Source organism: Shewanella sp., assembly GCF_041630135.1.
Classification (GTDB): Bacteria; Pseudomonadota; Gammaproteobacteria; order Enterobacterales; family Shewanellaceae; genus Shewanella.
Genome location: NZ_JBFKLW010000048.1, coordinates 1 through 16330, shown reverse-complemented (window position 1 = coordinate 16330; position 16330 = coordinate 1). Strand labels below are relative to the sequence as shown.

Genomic DNA, 16330 nt, shown 5'->3' with positions numbered 1-16330 from the left:
CTTAACGCCATTTACTTTGGATGTGTTCCACCTCAGTGTTCTCATCTAAGTAGCGGCGCTTGGTGTCCCGCCGACGTTGTTTTACGCGCTTGTTTTTTTGCTTCCCTTTGACGTGATCGCCCCATGGCATATCGTCGTCATCAAATTCGTAGGAGTGTGACATGACCTTAGTTCCAACTAAAACACTGTGCCACTCTGGCACAGGATCTTTTTACCCAATGGCCAAGACAAGCTAAAGCGAAATATTTATTGTTTTATGGTGAAAAAAATTGCCCGAAGCCGCGGGCTGGTCAGAGTCTGAAACCAGCCTTAAATCCTGCAGTAAAGGGATCTGTTTTTGTTCGGATTTATGATGTTTCAAAAAACAGGGTGCCGTTAACGGGCACCCTGTGGTTATGGCTCAGTAGCTATGTTGGTGATATCAGCGGCGGCGCATTCTTGCTACAAACATGCCGTCGGCATTCGCCTGCTGTGGCCACAACGTCAGCAATCCTTGTTGTTCATCTTGGCTACTGTTCGCGGTGAAAGGATTTTTGACAGGTTCAAGCACAAAATCCTGATGTGCTGATAAAAATGCCTCGACCACGGCATCGTTCTCGGCGTGGGCAAGTGAGCAGGTTGCATACACCAGCACGCCGCCAGTACGCACAGCCTGGCTTGCACGGCTAAGAATGTCGAGCTGCAATGCGGGTTTATCCAGGATGGCCGAAGCATCGTCAATCCAGCGCATATCCGGGTTACGGCGCCAGGTGCCGGTGCAGGAGCAGGGCGCGTCTACCAATACACCATCAAAATGGTTCGCCTTTACCGGCAGCTTGTCACTGCGCCAGGGGCTGAGCTGAATTGGCGAAAAACCGGCTTTGTCAGCGCGACGCTGTAACTCTTCCAGAGCCTTGGTGCGAATGTCGGACGCTACCAGTTCGCCCACGCCGCCTCGCTGTTGCATCAGCGAATACAGCTGTAAACTCTTACCGCCAGCACCGGCGCAGGCATCCCACCAACGTTCACCGGCCTTGGGGGCGGCGACTTCACCAATGGCCTGAGAGGCCAGATCCTGCACTTCCAGTTTGCCCGATTTATAAGCCGTCAGTGCATCGAGGTTGATGCTTTGGCTGGCAAGCTCAATAGCACTGGAAAATACCTGGCTTGGAATTGCGCCAATTTCATCGGCCGCAAGCAGCTTGATTACCTGCGCACGGGCTGTTCCCTGGGCGCGGGTCCACAGGGGGGGGCGGCGGCACAGGGCATCGATAAAGGCGAGTTTGTCGGTTTGGGCAACAGGGAAATGCTCCCAGGCCCATTCTGGCAGTAGAGCCGCAGGGGCGAAATTACTACCTGAAAACTGGCTGTTGAGCGCGGCGCATATCTGAGTCAGGCTCTCTGGCATATCGCCAAAGGCGGGAATATTAAGCTCAGACAGCCCCGCATGTGCTGTCCAGCCGCTGTGGATATCCTGCCAGGGATGGTTTTCGATGGCGGCGACAAGGCTTAACTGGGTAAACCAGCGCTGCCCCTCACTTAAACCCAGGCCAAAGGCATTAATGGCGTCGTCCTCAACGGCCGGCAGACATTTAAGCCAGCCCCACCAGCGAAACAGCCCAAACAGGGTTTCGCGAATAAGCTTTCTGTCTTTGGAACCGTGCTTTTTATGCTCGCGGAAATAGTTTGCCAGCACCCGGTCAGCGCCTTCACGGGATTCAAAAATATGTGAAACCAGCAGGTGCAGGGTGTTGGCATAACTGATGGCGCGGCGCTCGGCCGGCGAGAGAGCAGCTGGATGTGACATGGGTGTGCCTGCGTAAAAAATCCGGCGGCGATTGTAGCAGATGCGCGCTGGCGGCGCATCTTACCCATGTTATTCAACCGGACGGGAGTGGCCATTTTTTTGGCAACTACTGTCTCACAGTCCCTGGTTTGTTGAGGGGCGCTCGGCAACGGCGGCATACCAGCGCCGGATGTTGGGCATGGTATCGGTCAATTCAATGTCCAGGCGAGGCAAAAAGCCAATCAGTACAAAGCCTGTGATATCGGCGATGCTGAAGCGGTCGATGGCAACAAAATCACGTCCATTAAGTCGTGCTTCGAGACTGGGCAGAAATTCCAAAAGCCTTTGCCGGCACTCCACGCCCCAGGGTTCCACAACGCGCTCGCGGTCTTTGAAAATGCCGCTGAGGTTACGGAATCCCTGAAATGCAACCATTAAACCATTAAGTTCCAGAACCCGGTTCCACATCTCCACCTGGGCCTGCTCCAGCGGTGTGTTGCCAAACAGACTTTGCCTGCTTGGGTGCAGCGCATCAAAGTAACGACAGATGGCCACTGACTCACAAATGTAATTGCCGTCATCCAGCGCCAATACAGGAATGCGGCCGTTGACACTTTTGCTTTTGAATTCCGGTGTCAGATTATCGCCGGCTCGTAAGTTCAGCTGCTCTCTTGGTACTTCAATGCCAAGCTCTGCCAGGAATATTCCTACACGGCGGGCGCTGGGGGTGGACGCAAGTTCAAGAATTTTCATAGAGACCTATTTATGTACTGTTTTGTCAGGATTGAATCTACGGCATAGGTTAATCGGGGGCAAATATCCCAAGGTCAATCGAGGCCGTCCCTTTTGCCTCCAATGTTCCTGCAGCTGGGCTTTGTGCAATCAGCATGCTCCTGGATCTTGCCTTGACCCTGCATTACTCATCCGGCATTCGCGGGCTTCGCCTATGACGGCAGTGATTCAGTAATCCAGCTCCAGTGCAAAGCAAAGGTAGCGCATCAGTTGCTGGCAGTGTTTAAACTCCGCGACGAGCCCTGAAGCAAAATCGGGTTGCATCACTTCGTGATTTGCCAGGGATTTTACGGCGATAAAGTCTTTGCGCTTTAGCTCATCAATCAAGGGATGGTGCTTATCATAGCCCCGCGGTGGGCGTGACAGGCTGTCGCCATCCATGGCAAAGCCGCCGTCAGTCAATGCCTTCAGCGCTCTTTGGTAGGCTGCAGGGTTTTCATCGATACAAGCACGGATGGCGTTCAGTGCCTTGGGCTCGGGGTGCCAGATGCCGGCACCGATAAAGCAGCCATCATTGGCAATATGCAGATACAGCCCCGGTGCATGCACATCTTTACCCTGAAAGCGGCGAAACTGAATGCCGACATTGGTCTTGTAAGGGCGCTTATCATGGCCAAAACGGGTGTCTCGCTGTGGTCGCATCAGGCTGCCACCGACCTTTTTGGCCACAGCGGTAAGCCTTGGCGATAAGGCGAGTATGTCGGGAGCTGCGGCTTCGATTAACTCAAGGGCGGGGCTGCGCACCAGCTCTTCGTACCTATGTTGGTTTGCCTTGAACCAGTCGCGATCGTTATTGGCTTCGAGTAGCGCAAGAAAGTCGAAGGTTGATTGGGTGAACATGATTTACTCCATGAACCGGGCTCGCTTTTGGGTTAGGGAAGGTGCGAATAAGTCCCGTGCTTGCTCTGCGTGAGCTTACAGTGGATAGATGCAAGGCACAGTTTGCAGCGAATGGCCCTAGTCCTTCGCAAGAACTGTAACGCAGCAGATGCCACTGTATGTCACGCCCTGCGGGGCTTTGAGAGCAACACCATTTCGGCGTTATTCAACTTCAGCAGGACGGCGGGGGCGCCCAGCCATGCCCTCAGTTGAATGCCTTAAACTGTCGTTGCTATCAAAGCCAGAGCTGTGCGTGGACTTGTTCGCGCCTTCCTTAGATCACTGACAGCGAGTAAGGTTTTTGATAGAATCCTTGGTTTTGGTAAAAGTGACAGATCAAGATGACTGATGCAATCAGCCGTGCCTGCGGCAAATGTGAACTCTGCAGCGCAGAAACCGAACTTTCCCTGTTTGAAGTGCCAGCCAGTGGCGAGCGTACCGATGATGATATTGCCCTGTGTGGTACCTGTCAGGCGCAAATCGCCGATACCGCCACCCTGGATGTGAACCACTGGCGCTGCCTGAACGAAAGTATGTGGAGCACAGTGCCTGCCGTGCAGGTAATGGCTGCTCGTATGTTAAAAGAATTGTCCAGCGAGACATGGGCACAGGATTTGCTCGACATGCTGTATCTGGATGAAGACACCCAGGCCTGGGTTGATGCAGCCAATGCCGCAGCTGCACTGGATGCTGATGCACAGCCAACGCTGGATAGCAATGGTGCCCAGCTCGCCGCCGGTGATACTGTGGTAATCATCAAAGATCTGAACGTGAAGGGCACCAGCTTTGTTGCCAAGCGCGGCACGGCGGTACGTAACATCGGCCTGACCAGCAATCCTGAGCACATTGAAGGCCGGGTAAACGGTACCCGAATAGTGATTCTGAGTTGTTACGTAAAAAAGGCCTGATGCCTGAATATGTTAAAGAAGTCGCCTGAGGGCGGCTTTTTTTATATGCAACCAATTCACCTGTGTGCGCTCGTGTGTCAGGGGCAGGCGGGAAATACACTTGTGGTTACGGCTGACTTTATTTGCTAATTGACTGAGTTACAATGGCTTAAACAGGATAAAGGAACCCCATATGGCCAAAAAACGTGACCCCTTTGAAATCGGTGGCATTCAGATTGCTGCGGGAAGCCAGAATACGGTGCGGCTGCCGGTGGCAAGGCTGTACAACGACACGCCGGTGGATCTGCAGGTAGAAGTATTTCACGGTAATAAGCCCGGCCCGGTACTCTTGATATGTGCGGCCATTCATGGCGATGAGCTCAATGGTATTGAGATTTGTCGGCGCCTGCAGGGACGGATTAACCCCAAGGCATTGCACGGTACTGTGTTGATGGTGCCTGTGGTCAATGTGTTTGGATTTATCCAGAAGTCCCGCTATTTACCTGACAGGCGTGATCTTAATCGCTGTTTTCCCGGTTCCGATAAAGGGGCGCTGACGAGCAGGCTGGCTCATCTGGTCACCCGTGAGCTGATATCCCGGGCGACTCATATCCTCGATTTGCACACAGGTGCCATTCACCGGGATAACCTACCTCAAATTCGGTGCGATACTGAAAACGAAACCATGATGGCCATGGCAAGGGCTTTCGGCGCACCACTTATCATGCATAACGAGGCGAAGAGCAGCTCGCTTCGGGGTTATGCCGCCAAGGCTGGTGTACCTTGTATTCTGTACGAGGCCGGCGAGGCGCTGCGTTTTTCTGATGCAGCCATTCGGACGGGATTAAAGGGGGCTGTGAACCTGTTGCGCCATCTGGGAATGCAAAAAGGCCGCCTGACACGGGGGACATCCGATGTTGCTTCCATCAGAAGCTACTGGATCCGCTCCGAAGCTGATGGACTGGTGCTGCAAAAAGTCAAACTGGGGCAACGGGTTAATAAGGGAAATATTCTTGCCTATCTCGCCAGCCCCCACAGTCAGGATACGTTGCCAATCCGGGCTCCCAGCGATGGGATTGTGATTGGCATTACCAACATTCCCGTTACCAATGAAGGAGAGGGTTTGTATCACATTGCCCAATATGCCGGCGACGAGATTGAAACTGTCAACGAGCAACTCGATGAGTTTTTGATGGAATACGCTTAAGGAGCGCCGGATGAAGCCCGTATTTCTGGCTGGAAAAGCCATCTATCCGTCGAAAATTGTTTGTATTGGCCGTAACTACGTTGCCCACGCCGAGGAGCTGGGCAACGAAGTGCCGACCGAACCTGTGGTGTTTATCAAACCCGCCAGTGCCATTGGCAATGTGCTGCACAGTGAGTTGGGAGAGCCACTGCATTATGAAGCCGAAATCGCGTTTATGGTGGCCAGCGGCAAGCTGGTAGCCGCGACACTTGGGCTGGATTTGACCAGGCGGGAGACGCAAAACCGGCTTAAGAATAAAGGCTTGCCCTGGGAGCGAGCCAAGGCGTTCGATGGTTCGGCACTGTTTGGCGAGTTTGTGCCCTGTCATGGCAGCGAAGATCTGGCGCTGACATTCAGTTGCGACGGTAAGCTGCTGCAACAAGGGCACACCGGCCTGATGTTGTTTTCGCCGGAGCAATTGCTGGCAGAGGTGCAAACTTTCCTCAGCCTCGACGATGGCGATATTTTGATGACGGGTACTCCCGCCGGTGTTGGTGCCCTGATTAGCGGTGGCCATTATCATGGAGAGCTGTTTCAAAAGGGTAACCTGCTCACCCGTGTGAGTTGGCAGGCCCGTTGAGTGCTTTATGTGCCGTTTGTTATCGTCAAACATCCCAAAAGCGTTAATACTTTCGTTGAGGTCTGACGGGAGTTGACCATGGTGCTGCGGATCATTTTGCTTGTGTTACTGATGTGCTCTTTTGGCGTACTGTCAAAGGAAATGCGTGCCTGTGTCGATGAGTTTCCTCCTTATCAAAGCCTTACGCCAAATCCGCACGGCGACAATATAATGGCTTTGCTTAAGCTGGCCGAACTTATTAATCACAATGCCGCCTTCATTGCCAGCCCGAACTTCGCCCGTTGTCTGCGCATGCTCGATACCGGCCAGGTGGATATAGTGGCTGGCATTATTGATGCCGACAACCGAAGTCAGCGTTGGTTGTTGTTGCCATACCGGCAGGATACCCGTTATGTGTTTTTGTACCGGCCCGGTACAGAACCCGTTCGCCAGTATGAAGATTTATATGGTCACCGGATTGCGGTAAGTCGCAACACTCTGTATTTCGAACGTTTTGATCAGGATGCTGAGCTTAAGCGTGAGGTGGTCAGCGATTTGCTCACCGGGGTTCGCATGTTGATAGCCGACCGGGTTGGGCTGGTCATTGCGCCTGAAAACGCGCTGCAGTTCCTTGCAAGTCAGTTTAGCGGCTTTCATCAGTTGTTGCGGGTGTCTGAGTTCGGAGTCCAGCCCGAGCGTATCATCCATTTTGCCGTCAGTCGCAGGCACAAACTGGCCATCAGCAACGATGAGCTGGCCCAGCTTGCTGAGAAAGCCTACCGTGATGGGCTATTCGAGCGGGCCATTTTTGGTGAGCTGATGACTGCGCCGCCAGCCACCATTGCCGAGCCTGAGTCTTCACCAACCAAGCCAGAGTGATTGGCATTAATATAAAAAATGCACCCGACTGTTTGGGTGCATTTCACCTTTCTTGATTGATGGCCGCAAAACGGGCGCTAAAGCCTATTGTTGTTGGTGATGGGCGCGAAAGTAATCCCAGGCATTCACAACCTGGCCGTCTTTTAAGTGGCAATAACCCACTTCACCTGCGTCTTCTTGTACTACCTTGTGCTCACCACCGATTTTTACGCAGTATTCCGCGGCAGGGTTTGGCATGCCAATGGCAGCAACAGCTTCAGTGACATCAGTGGTCATAGTGTCAGCCGCGGCTGAGGCGTGACTACGAAAAAGCGCCATGGCGTCTTCAATACGGCCATCTGGCAGATGACATTTGCCATGCTGGCCATCGGTGTCATCGACTATCCGGTACTCGCCACCCAGCTTGATACAAAAATCAGCAGCCGGATTGGCAAGACCGGTTGTTTTTTCCTGATATTGATTTTCTGTGGCTGCCGTTTCATCAGTAACAGCCTCTTTGAGTTCTACTTTAACGGATGGTTCCTGTTCAGGCGCTTTGGCCTCGGGGGGCGAATCATTGCATGCCGTTAACAGACTGGCCGCCAGTAACGCAGAAAGCAGTGTTTTGGCTGAGTGTCTCATCATACCTCCGGTGGTTGTCGCTATTCACTCCCTGACGTTAAGTGCGCCGCCAGGGGGTAGTCATGGTTACAGCGTAAACTCGAGCCAGAATAAGACGTTATTGTTGAAATTGCCAGTGCGTCGACAATGCACCCTCGCTTTGAACACAATAGTAGAGACTGAGATACCGCCCCTAAGTCCGCCATGCTATTGTCAAAGATAACCGCTTGATGATTATCAGGAGAACCATGATGGCCTATGTTCGTCTGTTGCTGAGTGCAGCCCTGTTGGTGGCGTTATCAGCATGCCAAAGTACAGCGCCGCCACGGGAAATAACTCAAGCCGAAGCAGATCCTGTGATGCTGAGGTTATTTTCGCTGAAAACTCTGTCGGCTTTCGAAGTGACTGTACCCGATACAGCGGCCAAAGCCCGTCTCACACGCTTTATTGACGGGCATGGACAAAAACTTGTGCTGGGCGAGTACGCCGATGGGGCTGAGCGTGGCTATGTGGCGCTGGATTACACCAGGATACTGGCTCTTGATGCCCCCTTTAACAATACCCAACTGCTGCTCGCGCCCTTTGTGATATCCAATCAGGGTTCCGGCAGTTTTTGGTATCTGGGGCTGTTTGCCCTGGATGGTGCAGGCGGTACCATTCGTCAGCTGGATGCGAGTTTTTTGGGAGACCGAATCGCCGTGAAAAACCTGAATGTGAACGGCAACAGCCTGCTGCCGGTTGGTATCAACGCCGAGTTGCTGGTACATGGCCCACAACAGGTGATGGCCGAGCCTCCCGGTTTATTGGAAATACGCCGTTTCAGTGTGACGGCGCAGGGCACCATAGTGGCCGATCAGTAATTACTCGACCTCAAGCTCGATGTCGGTGCAGCCTTTGGGGCAGCGGATATGCCCCAAAATGTGCTGGTCATTTTTTGGGGGCATGGATGCCGACAGCGGCTTTTTGCAGGTCTCACAGGGAATGGTTTGCCCGGCAAGCAGAGCCTTGATAAGCCGTTTTTGGCTGTTGAACGATTGACTGCTGCTCTTGTTGATAACACTGAAGTCTGTCATGGGGTTTATCTGCAGTTACACGATAAAGAAAGATTATACCCGCGGATGAAGGTTGTGTCCGTGAAAACTGCAATTGCCTCAAATCGCAGCAGCATAGAAACGGTACCCATGCCCGTTGTCCACCGAAGGAGTACTCATGAGAATCACCTTGAAGCTTGGCAGTTTGTTGCTTGTTGTCGCCTCAGCTGTTCTTATTGCGGCACCGACTTCTATGCAAGGGGTTTCGGCCGGCACTGAGTTGCCGGAAGCAGCCGCACAGCCTGTAATTCAGGCCGATGCTACTCAGGCCCAAAACGTTATCGATACTGAACTCAAGGCAGCTGATGAGATTGACGCCAGCTCACAGGCCATCAGTGGCGAGTCCCTGCACGGCAGTTGGATGCTGGTCTCCGGTCGTTATCTGGATGGCGAAGGTAAATGGGTTGATTACCGCAGTCTGGGGCTCAGTGCCATCAAGGTCGTTTCAAAGGGGCATTTCAGTTTTACCACAGTCAAAACGGTGAAAAATAAAACCGAGTTTTGGGCCGCCGGCGCCGGTGAATATAAGCTTGAAGGCAATCTCTATACAGAGTACCCATCGCTTAATTCCTTTGAAGTGCCAAAAGGGCAAGGCTTTGGGTTTGAGATAGCCCTCATCGGTAATGAGTGGCACACCCGCCGTGTGGAAGCAGGCATTCTTAAAGAAGAGGAAGTCTGGCGTCGTCTGGATTGATTTTTATTGCCTGCCAATAAATATTGGCCCGTGCGCTGGCTTTACAGTCTGCCATTCGCTCCCTACACTGGCGCATTGCTGATGGGGGAGTCGCAATATGTCCGTTGGTGCCTGGCTTAAATTATTACTGCTTTCCGCGATTTGGGGAGCATCCTTTCTGTTTATTCGTATCGGGGTAACCGAACTTGGCCCGGCATGGCTGATGTTCCTGAGGGTTACCTTTGCGGCGCTGTTTTTATTGGGCGGTGCCTTTTATCTGAAAAGGGCGCTGATAGGCAGTGCGCCGCTGCAGCACTTTATTATTCTGGGTGGCATTAATACCGCGCTGCCGTTTCTGCTTTACGGCTATGCGGCCACCGAGCTTGCCGCGTCTTTGATGTCGGTGCTGAATGCCACCGCGCCCCTTTGGAGCACCTTGCTGCTGGCTATCTGGCAGCGTTCCATGCCCAAAGGCGCCGCACTTGGCGGGCTGGTTACCGGTTTTTGTGGCGTGGTGCTGCTTGCCGGGGTGGAAAGCCTGTCATTGTCGAGTCAGGGGATTTGGGCTCTGGCAGCCGGGCTTGGCGCTGCAATCTGTTATGCCATAGCCAGTATTTACACCAAGTCTGCCAATTATGGCAGCGCCTACAGCAATGCCCATGGCTGCATGTGGGCCGCCAGTGCCTGGCTGTTGCCTGCCTTGCTGTTTACTGCGCCGCCAGCCGCCATGCCATCCGCCGGTACATTGGCAGCTGTGGTGACCCTGGGGGTGCTTTGCAGCGGTGTGGCTTATCTTTTGTATTTCCGCTTGATTGATGAAGTAGGGGCCACTTCGGCACTGACAGTGACTTTCCTTATTCCGGCTTTTGGTATTCTGTGGGGCGCCTTGTTTCTGGGAGAGCATATTGGCTGGCACACGGTTGTTGGTACTGCCATTATTTTGCTGGGTACCTCCATCAGCACTGGCAGTGTGCCCCGATTGCGCCGTCTGGCGGGAGAACGCTGATGAATTTTATCCTTGATGAGTCGGCCGCGTTTGCCGATGAGGTTAAATCACAGATTGCCGCCTTTAATGCCGAACATTGGGATGCGAGCTTACGCCGTCCCATCGGATTTAAAAAACTCAGTAATACAGGCGAGCTGCTGGCCGGTATTGCCGGGCGCACTTTTGGTAACTGGTGTCTGATTGATAACTTTTGGGTATGTGCAAGTCTGCGTGGTCAGGGCGTAGGCAGCGCGTTACTGCAAACTGCTGAAGATGAGGCGCGTGCAAGAGGTTGTCGGTGGCTGTTATTGGATACGCTGGATTTTCAGGCACCGGATTTTTATCGTGCCCGTGGCTATGGCGAAGTGTGGTGTCAGCAGCACTACCCTGTAGGCGACGGAAAACGCTGGTATCTGGTAAAGACACTATAAAAACCCGACGAACAGGAAAAACAAAGCCGCCCATGGGCGGCTTTGTGTTATCTCAGCTTAAATTTTGATACCTGAGCCCGGTATCAGTATTTGGCTTCGAATGTCAGCCAAACTTTGTCGGTATCGCTGCTGAACGCATAACCTGCATCGGCACCGGAGAAGCTGGCGTACTTGGCATTCACGCTGTAGTACTTGGCGAATGGATAAGTCACACTGACACCCCACTCGTCGCCCATGTCGATATTGCCAACATCAGATTCAAACTGGTGGTATACCGCCAGCAGTTTAACACCGCCTACTGCGCCACCTACGGTGAAGTACAGGTCCTGGATACCATTGTCCCAGTTACCGGCACCGCCGAACAGGAACTTATCAGTCCAGCCCTGGAAGGCATGCAGGGTGGCCAGAGGGGTGATAAAGCCGGCGTTGCCATTGTCTGAACCCAGTACTTCATAGCCGAGTTTGAAATCTACGCCACTGAAGCCCAGAGACGCTTCTGCCAGTTGGTAGTCGGCGTCATATGCCAGAGTATTGTTGCCACCGTCGCTCTGCTTGGCGTATTCCAGCGCATAGCCCAGTTTCAGGCTGCCCACATCACCTTTACCGCTCAGGCGCACACCATAGGTGTCGGTGGAGAAACGTGCCACATTCTGGTTGTCGATGAGGTAGGCGTAACCAGAGATATCAGCCCAAGTGTTGGCCTTGTAGTTCAGGTTCAGCAGGTGGGTTTCGTTTTTGTGATCAGCTTTGCCTGAGGCTTCGCTGAAGATACGGTTGACGTTGTTGATATAGGCATAGAAGGCTGTCAGATTGGTCACACCCTTGCTTTGCACCGAGAAGGCATCATAGGTCTGTTCATTCTGACGGAAACCAACACCACCAACAAAGCGCTGGTTATCCAGCAGGATGCGCTGACGACCATATTTAAGTTCGGTCTCGGCTGGTGCCTTATAGCCGATAAAGGCCTGGTTGATTTCGGTATATTCGTAGTCACTGATCCATGGCTCTTCATCGGTAGAGCGCACATCGTCTACTTCGGCCAGTGCGAAGAAGTTGGACAGATCACCGGTTTGGTAGGTCAGGCGGGTACGCAGAGAGGTTAAATCCTGGGTATCAGAATTCTGATCAACTTGCTCAAAACGGGCGCGGAACTGAACATTCACCTTGGCGTCTTCAACCAGGGCTTTGCTGACCGGATCGGCTACAGCGACATTTGACAGGCTGAGCAGGGCAGTGGAAACGGCAAGCGCGGCAGTGCTGAATTTCATGATGTCATCCTCGGAACTATGATTGTTATCATTTGGGTATTTCCTGTATGCGCGCATGTTATTGGTATGTTCGGTTGCCCTTTCTTGATCTGGCACAAGTTTTACCGGAAGTTATGAGGTAGGCACCTAAACTGTGAGTTAGATCAATAGCTTATACCTACATAGTTGTACCTCTAATTAGGTATAATTCTGAAGTGTTCGTGCTGGTGGCAGCACCAGACACAGTAACAACTGACATTACAAAGACAGGTTGCTGCCTTACAATGTCAGGCTCTACAACGAGAAGGAATTGTCCGTGAAATATATCCGTACCCTGTTTGCCGGTTGCGCTCTGGTAATCACAATCCCCTGCCAGGCTGCTTCGTGGCACTTTGATGAACAGACTTATCGGCGCGATGTGCAGACACTGGCCAGTGACGCCTTTGGTGGCAGGGCTCCTCTGTCAGAGGGGGAGCAGAAAACTCTCGATTATCTCACCGGTGCTTTTAAAGCCATGGGGCTTAAAGGCGCTTTCAATGGCGAGTATTTGCAGGCAGTGCCGATGGCAAAAATCACCGCCGATCAGAGCATGGTTCTTAAGGTGGGTGAGTTCAGCTTTACCTCGGGCGAGGATTTCACCGCCCGTACCCAGAGGGTAGTACCCAAGGTAGAACTGAGTGGCAGCGACATGGTGTTTGTGGGTTACGGCATCAATGCCCCCGAATACGGCTGGAATGACTACGCAGGTGTGGATGTGCGCGGCAAAACCGTGGTGCTGCTGGTTAACGACCCGGGCTTTGCCACCCAGGACCCCAAGGTCTTTAAAGGCAATGCCATGACCTACTATGGTCGCTGGACCTACAAGTATGAAGAAGCGGCGCGCCAGGGGGCGCAAGCCGTGTTTATCGTCCATGAAGATGCTCCGGCGGCTTACGGCTGGGGCGTGGTGAAAAACTCCAATACCAATACCAAGTTCACTTTGGTTGATGGCAATAACAACCAAAGTCAGGTGGGGGTGATGGGCTGGCTGCAATATGCGGCGGCCAAGCAGATTCTGGCGGCTTCCGGCCAGGATATTGAAGCGCTGAAAGCCGCTGCCAAGGCGCCTGGCTTTAAAGCCGTGCCCTTGACGGTGAAAGCCGATTTGACCCTCAGTAATCATATCGAGCGCGCCGAGTCCCATAACGTGGCCGCCATATTGCCCGGCAACAAAAATGCCGATGAAGCCGTGGTGATGCACGCCCATTGGGATCACCTTGGCCAAATCGAGGAAGAGGGCAAAACCATCATCCTCAATGGTGCCGTGGATAACGCCACCGGCGTGGCCGGGGTACTGGCGCTGGCACGGCACTATGCCGCGCTGCCAGAGGCAGAAAAGCCCGCCCGCAGCATGATTTTCTCCGCTTTCACTGCTGAGGAAACCGGCCTGATTGGCGCCCAATATTTTGCTGAAAATCCGCCGCTGCCGACATCTAAGCTGGTGGCTTTTTTAAACATTGATGGCATGAATGTGGGCGAGGGCGTGGATTACATACTGCGCTACGGTGAAGGGGTATCTGAGCTGGAAACTATGCTCAGTGACGCCGCCAAGGCCCAGAACAGACAGGTGAAGGCCGACCCACGACCTCAAAATGGCCTGATGTTCCGCTCAGACCACTTTGCTCTGGCGCAGCAAGGGGTGCCCGGACTGCTGTTTATGAGCCTGGGTGACACCGACCCTGACTACATTGCCCACAAGTACCACAAGGGCGCCGACGATTACTCCCCTGACTGGCAACTCGGTGGCGTAAAGCAGGACCTTAAATTGATTGAGCAAATCCTTTCGCGGCTTGCCAATGGCAACGAATGGCCCAAGTGGCTGGAAGAGTCTGATTTCAAAGCCCGCCGCGCCAAAGATGGTCGTTAAGTTTTTGCTGGTAAATAAAAAGAGCGGCTAAGCCGCTCTTTTTTCTTGCAGTGCTTTCTATGTTTGCCCTGCGAGCCTTATTGATGCAGGGCTACCTGGCGATGTCTTGTGAATGCCAGCCCCAAAAGCAGCAGTGACCACAGGGGCATAGAGCCACCACCAGTGTCGGTTGCGGGTGTCTCAGGTTCCACCGCTGGCGCAAGGCTCACGGTCACATGTACCTCACCCTCGGCGCTGCCACCAAAGCCATCGCTGACCTGATAGCTTATCACCGCCTCACCGCTGAATCCGCTGCTTGGGGTATAGCGCAGGGTATTGTCGGCAAGCAGCTCTACACTGCCATAATCAACACTGGCGCCGATGACGCTTAAGGTGTCACCATCGGCGTCGGTGTCGTTGGCCAGCACGTCAATCACCAGCACCTGGCTATCCAGGATGGCTGCGGTGTCCAGATTTGCAACAGGCAGTTGGTTCTGACTCAGCACCGCGATGACACCCGGATCTTCAATCACGCCGTTGGCAGTGCCATCGGCATCGTTGGGGCCGCCGTCCTGCAGCAGCAGTTGCACGCACTGATAGCCTGCCACCAAACCGGGCTCATAGCTGGCGGCGCCAACCGCCGGGCACTCGCCGTCAAGCAGCGGCGCCGAGCTTATGCTGTTGTTGGCATCTTCAACAAAGTCATACCAGCCTTGTATGGCGTTGTACTTGCGATACACAGCGTCCTCGGGCAGCGCAGTGCCGCGTGGCATGGGGAATACCACGGCAACCGATTGCCCCGGCTGAATTTGCCCGCTCAGGGTAAAGTCCAGCACCGCCGTCACCTGGTTGAAGTGGCTGTCGCTGCTGTCAGCGGCACCGCTGTCATTTGCCACAGCCTCAGCCAGGTCGTCCATGGTCATGCCGGCGCCGCTGCCGGTGATGATGGCGCTGGTGATGTTGCCAAGCGCCAATTGCACACCCGCCGTGGTTTGCATCGGTTCTGTGCTGTCATTTACCGGTAAACGGCTGCCATCGACATCGTTGTCCAGATAATCGGCGATACCGTCACCATCGCTGTCGCCATAGCCTTCTAAGCTATCGACAATACCATCGCCGTCGCTATCAAGTGTGCTGCTTAAATCCGGCAGCGCATCAACCTTAAAGCGGATACGACGTTTGGTGCCAAATAGCTCGGCGGTGTTGCTTTCCGTTACCGTGATATCCACGGCATAACGGCCACTGCTTAAGTCGCTGGGGTTAAAGGTCATGCTCAGGCCATCTTCGGCAATGCTGCCGGCGAACGCCTGCTCCACCACCTGCCAACTGATTTGATGTGTGTCGTTCACATTAACATCATTAATCGCCAGCACTATCTGCGCCTCACCCGATAGCGGGTCAAGCAAACGGGTCGCTACGCCTTGCTGCTGTACTTCTGCGCTAAAGGTCGGTGCCAGGTTTTGCTCGGTCAGTACCAGCGTTGCAGACTTGTCATCCGCCACAAAGGCATGGCTTACGCTGTTTACCTGCACTTGCAGCGCGGTATTTACCGACAAGCCCGCCGGAATGCTGATGGCCAACTCACCCTCAGTACCAGAGGCAATATCAGCGCTTTGGCTACTTGCCGCCTGTCCGTTCACCAGCAGTGAATAGGCGACGGTTACCGGATACACAGGTGCTTCGCCGGTTAATTGCAGTGGCAGCAGATAATCGCCACCGGCTTCAACCGTCATGCGCTGCGCCAGCTTCAGCTGCGGCAGTATATGCACTGCTAACGTCGTGGTGGCGGTATTGCCTGAGCTGTCGGTCGCGCCAAGCTCAAGTTCATGGGCGCCGCTTGCCAGCTCACTGCTGCCATTAAGCGCTGCGGTGATGTCACCGTCCACCAGATCGGTGGCGCTGATATCCAGCAGCGCGCTGATATCGGTCAAGCGACCAGTAGCGTTAATAACCAAGGTGTCCAGCACCTCAAACTCAGGCGCCGTGGTATCAACAATCGTGACCCATTGCTCGGCAGTGGCCTGATTACCGGCCCCGTCGGTTGCGATCCAGGTAATAAGGTGCTCACCCAGCTCCAGCTCAGCAGCCAGATCCGAGCGAATGGTCAGTAACTTACTGATGTTGTCTGTTACCTGTGGCTCTGGCAGGGTTACTGCTGTCATAGGCCCTGTGGCTTCAAAGGTCAGTGGCGCAAGCTCTGCAAACACCGGCTTTTGGGTATCGCCTATGCTGGGGTCCAGCGGCGCAGCGTCATCTTCATCATTGATACCGTCGTTGTCGTCATCGGTATCGGCATTGTTGCCTATGCCGTCGAGGTCGGTGTCTACAGACTCAGCAGCATCCAGCGGGAAGGCGTCTTCTGTGTCCAATACCCCATCGTTGTCGTCATCGGTGTCGGCATTGTTGCCGAT

17 protein-coding genes are annotated in these 16330 nt (G+C 53.8%); 9 read left to right on the top strand and 8 right to left on the bottom strand.

Annotation, left to right across the window (positions count from 1 at the left end):
- Nucleotide 1: 1 nt before the first annotated feature.
- The 4 genes from ABYK60_RS13115 to ABYK60_RS13100 form a co-directional block, all read right to left on the bottom strand.
- The gene (locus ABYK60_RS13115; RefSeq protein WP_372872474.1) at nt 2-163 is read right to left on the bottom strand and encodes a small highly charged protein; all 162 of its coding nucleotides are present in this window, start codon (nt 161-163) and stop codon (nt 2-4) included.
- A 258-nt stretch (nt 164-421) separates the two neighbouring features.
- The gene (locus tag ABYK60_RS13110; protein WP_372872473.1) at nt 422-1786 is read right to left on the bottom strand and encodes an RsmB/NOP family class I SAM-dependent RNA methyltransferase; all 1365 of its coding nucleotides are present in this window, start codon (nt 1784-1786) and stop codon (nt 422-424) included.
- A gap of 114 nt (nt 1787-1900) precedes the next feature.
- Entirely contained in the window at nt 1901-2518 is a 618-nt protein-coding gene (locus tag ABYK60_RS13105; RefSeq protein WP_372872472.1) for a glutathione S-transferase family protein, read from the bottom strand.
- A gap of 207 nt (nt 2519-2725) precedes the next feature.
- On the bottom strand, nt 2726-3397 hold the full coding sequence (locus ABYK60_RS13100) for a DUF2461 domain-containing protein (RefSeq protein ID WP_372872471.1): 672 nt from the start codon (nt 3395-3397) through the stop codon (nt 2726-2728).
- 380 nt (nt 3398-3777) lie between these two features.
- Between ABYK60_RS13100 and ABYK60_RS13095 the strand changes: the two genes are divergently transcribed.
- The 4 genes from ABYK60_RS13095 (at nt 3778) to ABYK60_RS13080 (ending at nt 7007) form a co-directional block, all read left to right on the top strand.
- Nucleotides 3778-4344, top strand: a complete 567-nt coding sequence (locus ABYK60_RS13095) for a PhnA domain-containing protein (RefSeq protein WP_372872470.1) — start codon at nt 3778-3780, stop codon at nt 4342-4344.
- A gap of 172 nt (nt 4345-4516) precedes the next feature.
- On the top strand, nt 4517-5530 hold the full coding sequence (locus ABYK60_RS13090; protein ID WP_372872469.1) for a succinylglutamate desuccinylase/aspartoacylase family protein: 1014 nt from the start codon (nt 4517-4519) through the stop codon (nt 5528-5530).
- A 10-nt stretch (nt 5531-5540) separates the two neighbouring features.
- Nucleotides 5541-6149: a fumarylacetoacetate hydrolase family protein gene (locus ABYK60_RS13085; protein ID WP_372872468.1), complete on the top strand. Its 609-nt coding sequence runs from the start codon at nt 5541-5543 to the stop codon at nt 6147-6149.
- Nucleotides 6150-6227: 78 nt separating this feature from the next.
- Nucleotides 6228-7007, top strand: a complete 780-nt coding sequence (locus ABYK60_RS13080) for a substrate-binding periplasmic protein (protein WP_372872467.1) — start codon at nt 6228-6230, stop codon at nt 7005-7007.
- Between the two features lie 84 nt (nt 7008-7091).
- On the opposite strand, the gene ABYK60_RS13075 is transcribed toward ABYK60_RS13080, so the two are convergent.
- The gene (locus ABYK60_RS13075) at nt 7092-7631 is read right to left on the bottom strand and encodes a DUF333 domain-containing protein (RefSeq protein ID WP_372872466.1); all 540 of its coding nucleotides are present in this window, start codon (nt 7629-7631) and stop codon (nt 7092-7094) included.
- A 224-nt stretch (nt 7632-7855) separates the two neighbouring features.
- Between ABYK60_RS13075 and ABYK60_RS13070 the strand changes: the two genes are divergently transcribed.
- Nucleotides 7856-8467, top strand: a complete 612-nt coding sequence (locus tag ABYK60_RS13070) for a hypothetical protein (RefSeq protein ID WP_372872465.1) — start codon at nt 7856-7858, stop codon at nt 8465-8467.
- Here the strand turns inward: ABYK60_RS13070 and ABYK60_RS13065 are convergent, their stop codons facing one another.
- Nucleotides 8468-8680 (bottom strand): hypothetical protein, encoded by a 213-nt coding sequence (locus ABYK60_RS13065; RefSeq protein ID WP_372872464.1) that lies wholly within the window; start codon nt 8678-8680, stop codon nt 8468-8470.
- A 136-nt stretch (nt 8681-8816) separates the two neighbouring features.
- Between ABYK60_RS13065 and ABYK60_RS13060 the strand changes: the two genes are divergently transcribed.
- The 3 genes from ABYK60_RS13060 to ABYK60_RS13050 all read left to right on the top strand — a co-directional run bounded on the left by ABYK60_RS13060 (nt 8817) and on the right by ABYK60_RS13050 (nt 10787).
- Entirely contained in the window at nt 8817-9392 is a 576-nt protein-coding gene (locus tag ABYK60_RS13060) for a hypothetical protein (protein WP_372872463.1), read from the top strand.
- Nucleotides 9393-9489: 97 nt separating this feature from the next.
- On the top strand, nt 9490-10377 hold the full coding sequence (locus ABYK60_RS13055) for a DMT family transporter (protein WP_372872462.1): 888 nt from the start codon (nt 9490-9492) through the stop codon (nt 10375-10377).
- The gene (locus ABYK60_RS13050; RefSeq protein WP_372872461.1) at nt 10377-10787 is read left to right on the top strand and encodes a GNAT family N-acetyltransferase; all 411 of its coding nucleotides are present in this window, start codon (nt 10377-10379) and stop codon (nt 10785-10787) included. The genes ABYK60_RS13055 and ABYK60_RS13050 overlap by 1 nt, the downstream gene beginning before the upstream one ends.
- Nucleotides 10788-10870: 83 nt before the next feature.
- Here the strand turns inward: ABYK60_RS13050 and ABYK60_RS13045 are convergent, their stop codons facing one another.
- Nucleotides 10871-12055 carry an alginate export family protein gene (locus ABYK60_RS13045; RefSeq protein ID WP_372872460.1) on the bottom strand — a complete coding sequence of 395 codons (1185 nt, stop codon included), beginning with the start codon at nt 12053-12055 and terminating at the stop codon, nt 10871-10873.
- A gap of 313 nt (nt 12056-12368) precedes the next feature.
- Here ABYK60_RS13045 and ABYK60_RS13040 point away from each other — a divergent pair, with 313 nt between their 5' ends.
- On the top strand, nt 12369-13940 hold the full coding sequence (locus ABYK60_RS13040) for a M28 family metallopeptidase (protein ID WP_372872486.1): 1572 nt from the start codon (nt 12369-12371) through the stop codon (nt 13938-13940).
- A 77-nt stretch (nt 13941-14017) separates the two neighbouring features.
- Here ABYK60_RS13040 and ABYK60_RS13035 read toward each other — a convergent pair.
- On the bottom strand, nt 14018-16330 hold a 2313-nt coding region (locus ABYK60_RS13035; protein ID WP_372872459.1), incomplete at its 5' end, for an Ig-like domain-containing protein.

Excerpts from the sequence above, each read along its gene's own strand:
- ABYK60_RS13115 (WP_372872474.1), bottom strand. The coding sequence starts at position 163 with ATGTCACACTCCTACGAATTTGATGACGACGATATGCCATGGGGCGAT.
- ABYK60_RS13110 (WP_372872473.1), bottom strand. The coding sequence starts at position 1,786 with ATGTCACATCCAGCTGCTCTCTCGCCGGCCGAGCGCCGCGCCATCAGT.
- ABYK60_RS13105 (WP_372872472.1), bottom strand. The coding sequence starts at position 2,518 with ATGAAAATTCTTGAACTTGCGTCCACCCCCAGCGCCCGCCGTGTAGGA.
- ABYK60_RS13100 (WP_372872471.1), bottom strand. The coding sequence starts at position 3,397 with ATGTTCACCCAATCAACCTTCGACTTTCTTGCGCTACTCGAAGCCAAT.
- ABYK60_RS13095 (WP_372872470.1), top strand. The coding sequence starts at position 3,778 with ATGACTGATGCAATCAGCCGTGCCTGCGGCAAATGTGAACTCTGCAGC.
- ABYK60_RS13090 (WP_372872469.1), top strand. The coding sequence starts at position 4,517 with ATGGCCAAAAAACGTGACCCCTTTGAAATCGGTGGCATTCAGATTGCT.
- ABYK60_RS13085 (WP_372872468.1), top strand. The coding sequence starts at position 5,541 with ATGAAGCCCGTATTTCTGGCTGGAAAAGCCATCTATCCGTCGAAAATT.
- ABYK60_RS13080 (WP_372872467.1), top strand. The coding sequence starts at position 6,228 with ATGGTGCTGCGGATCATTTTGCTTGTGTTACTGATGTGCTCTTTTGGC.
- ABYK60_RS13075 (WP_372872466.1), bottom strand. The coding sequence starts at position 7,631 with ATGATGAGACACTCAGCCAAAACACTGCTTTCTGCGTTACTGGCGGCC.
- ABYK60_RS13070 (WP_372872465.1), top strand. The coding sequence starts at position 7,856 with ATGATGGCCTATGTTCGTCTGTTGCTGAGTGCAGCCCTGTTGGTGGCG.
- ABYK60_RS13065 (WP_372872464.1), bottom strand. The coding sequence starts at position 8,680 with ATGACAGACTTCAGTGTTATCAACAAGAGCAGCAGTCAATCGTTCAAC.
- ABYK60_RS13060 (WP_372872463.1), top strand. The coding sequence starts at position 8,817 with ATGAGAATCACCTTGAAGCTTGGCAGTTTGTTGCTTGTTGTCGCCTCA.
- ABYK60_RS13055 (WP_372872462.1), top strand. The coding sequence starts at position 9,490 with ATGTCCGTTGGTGCCTGGCTTAAATTATTACTGCTTTCCGCGATTTGG.
- ABYK60_RS13050 (WP_372872461.1), top strand. The coding sequence starts at position 10,377 with ATGAATTTTATCCTTGATGAGTCGGCCGCGTTTGCCGATGAGGTTAAA.
- ABYK60_RS13045 (WP_372872460.1), bottom strand. The coding sequence starts at position 12,055 with ATGAAATTCAGCACTGCCGCGCTTGCCGTTTCCACTGCCCTGCTCAGC.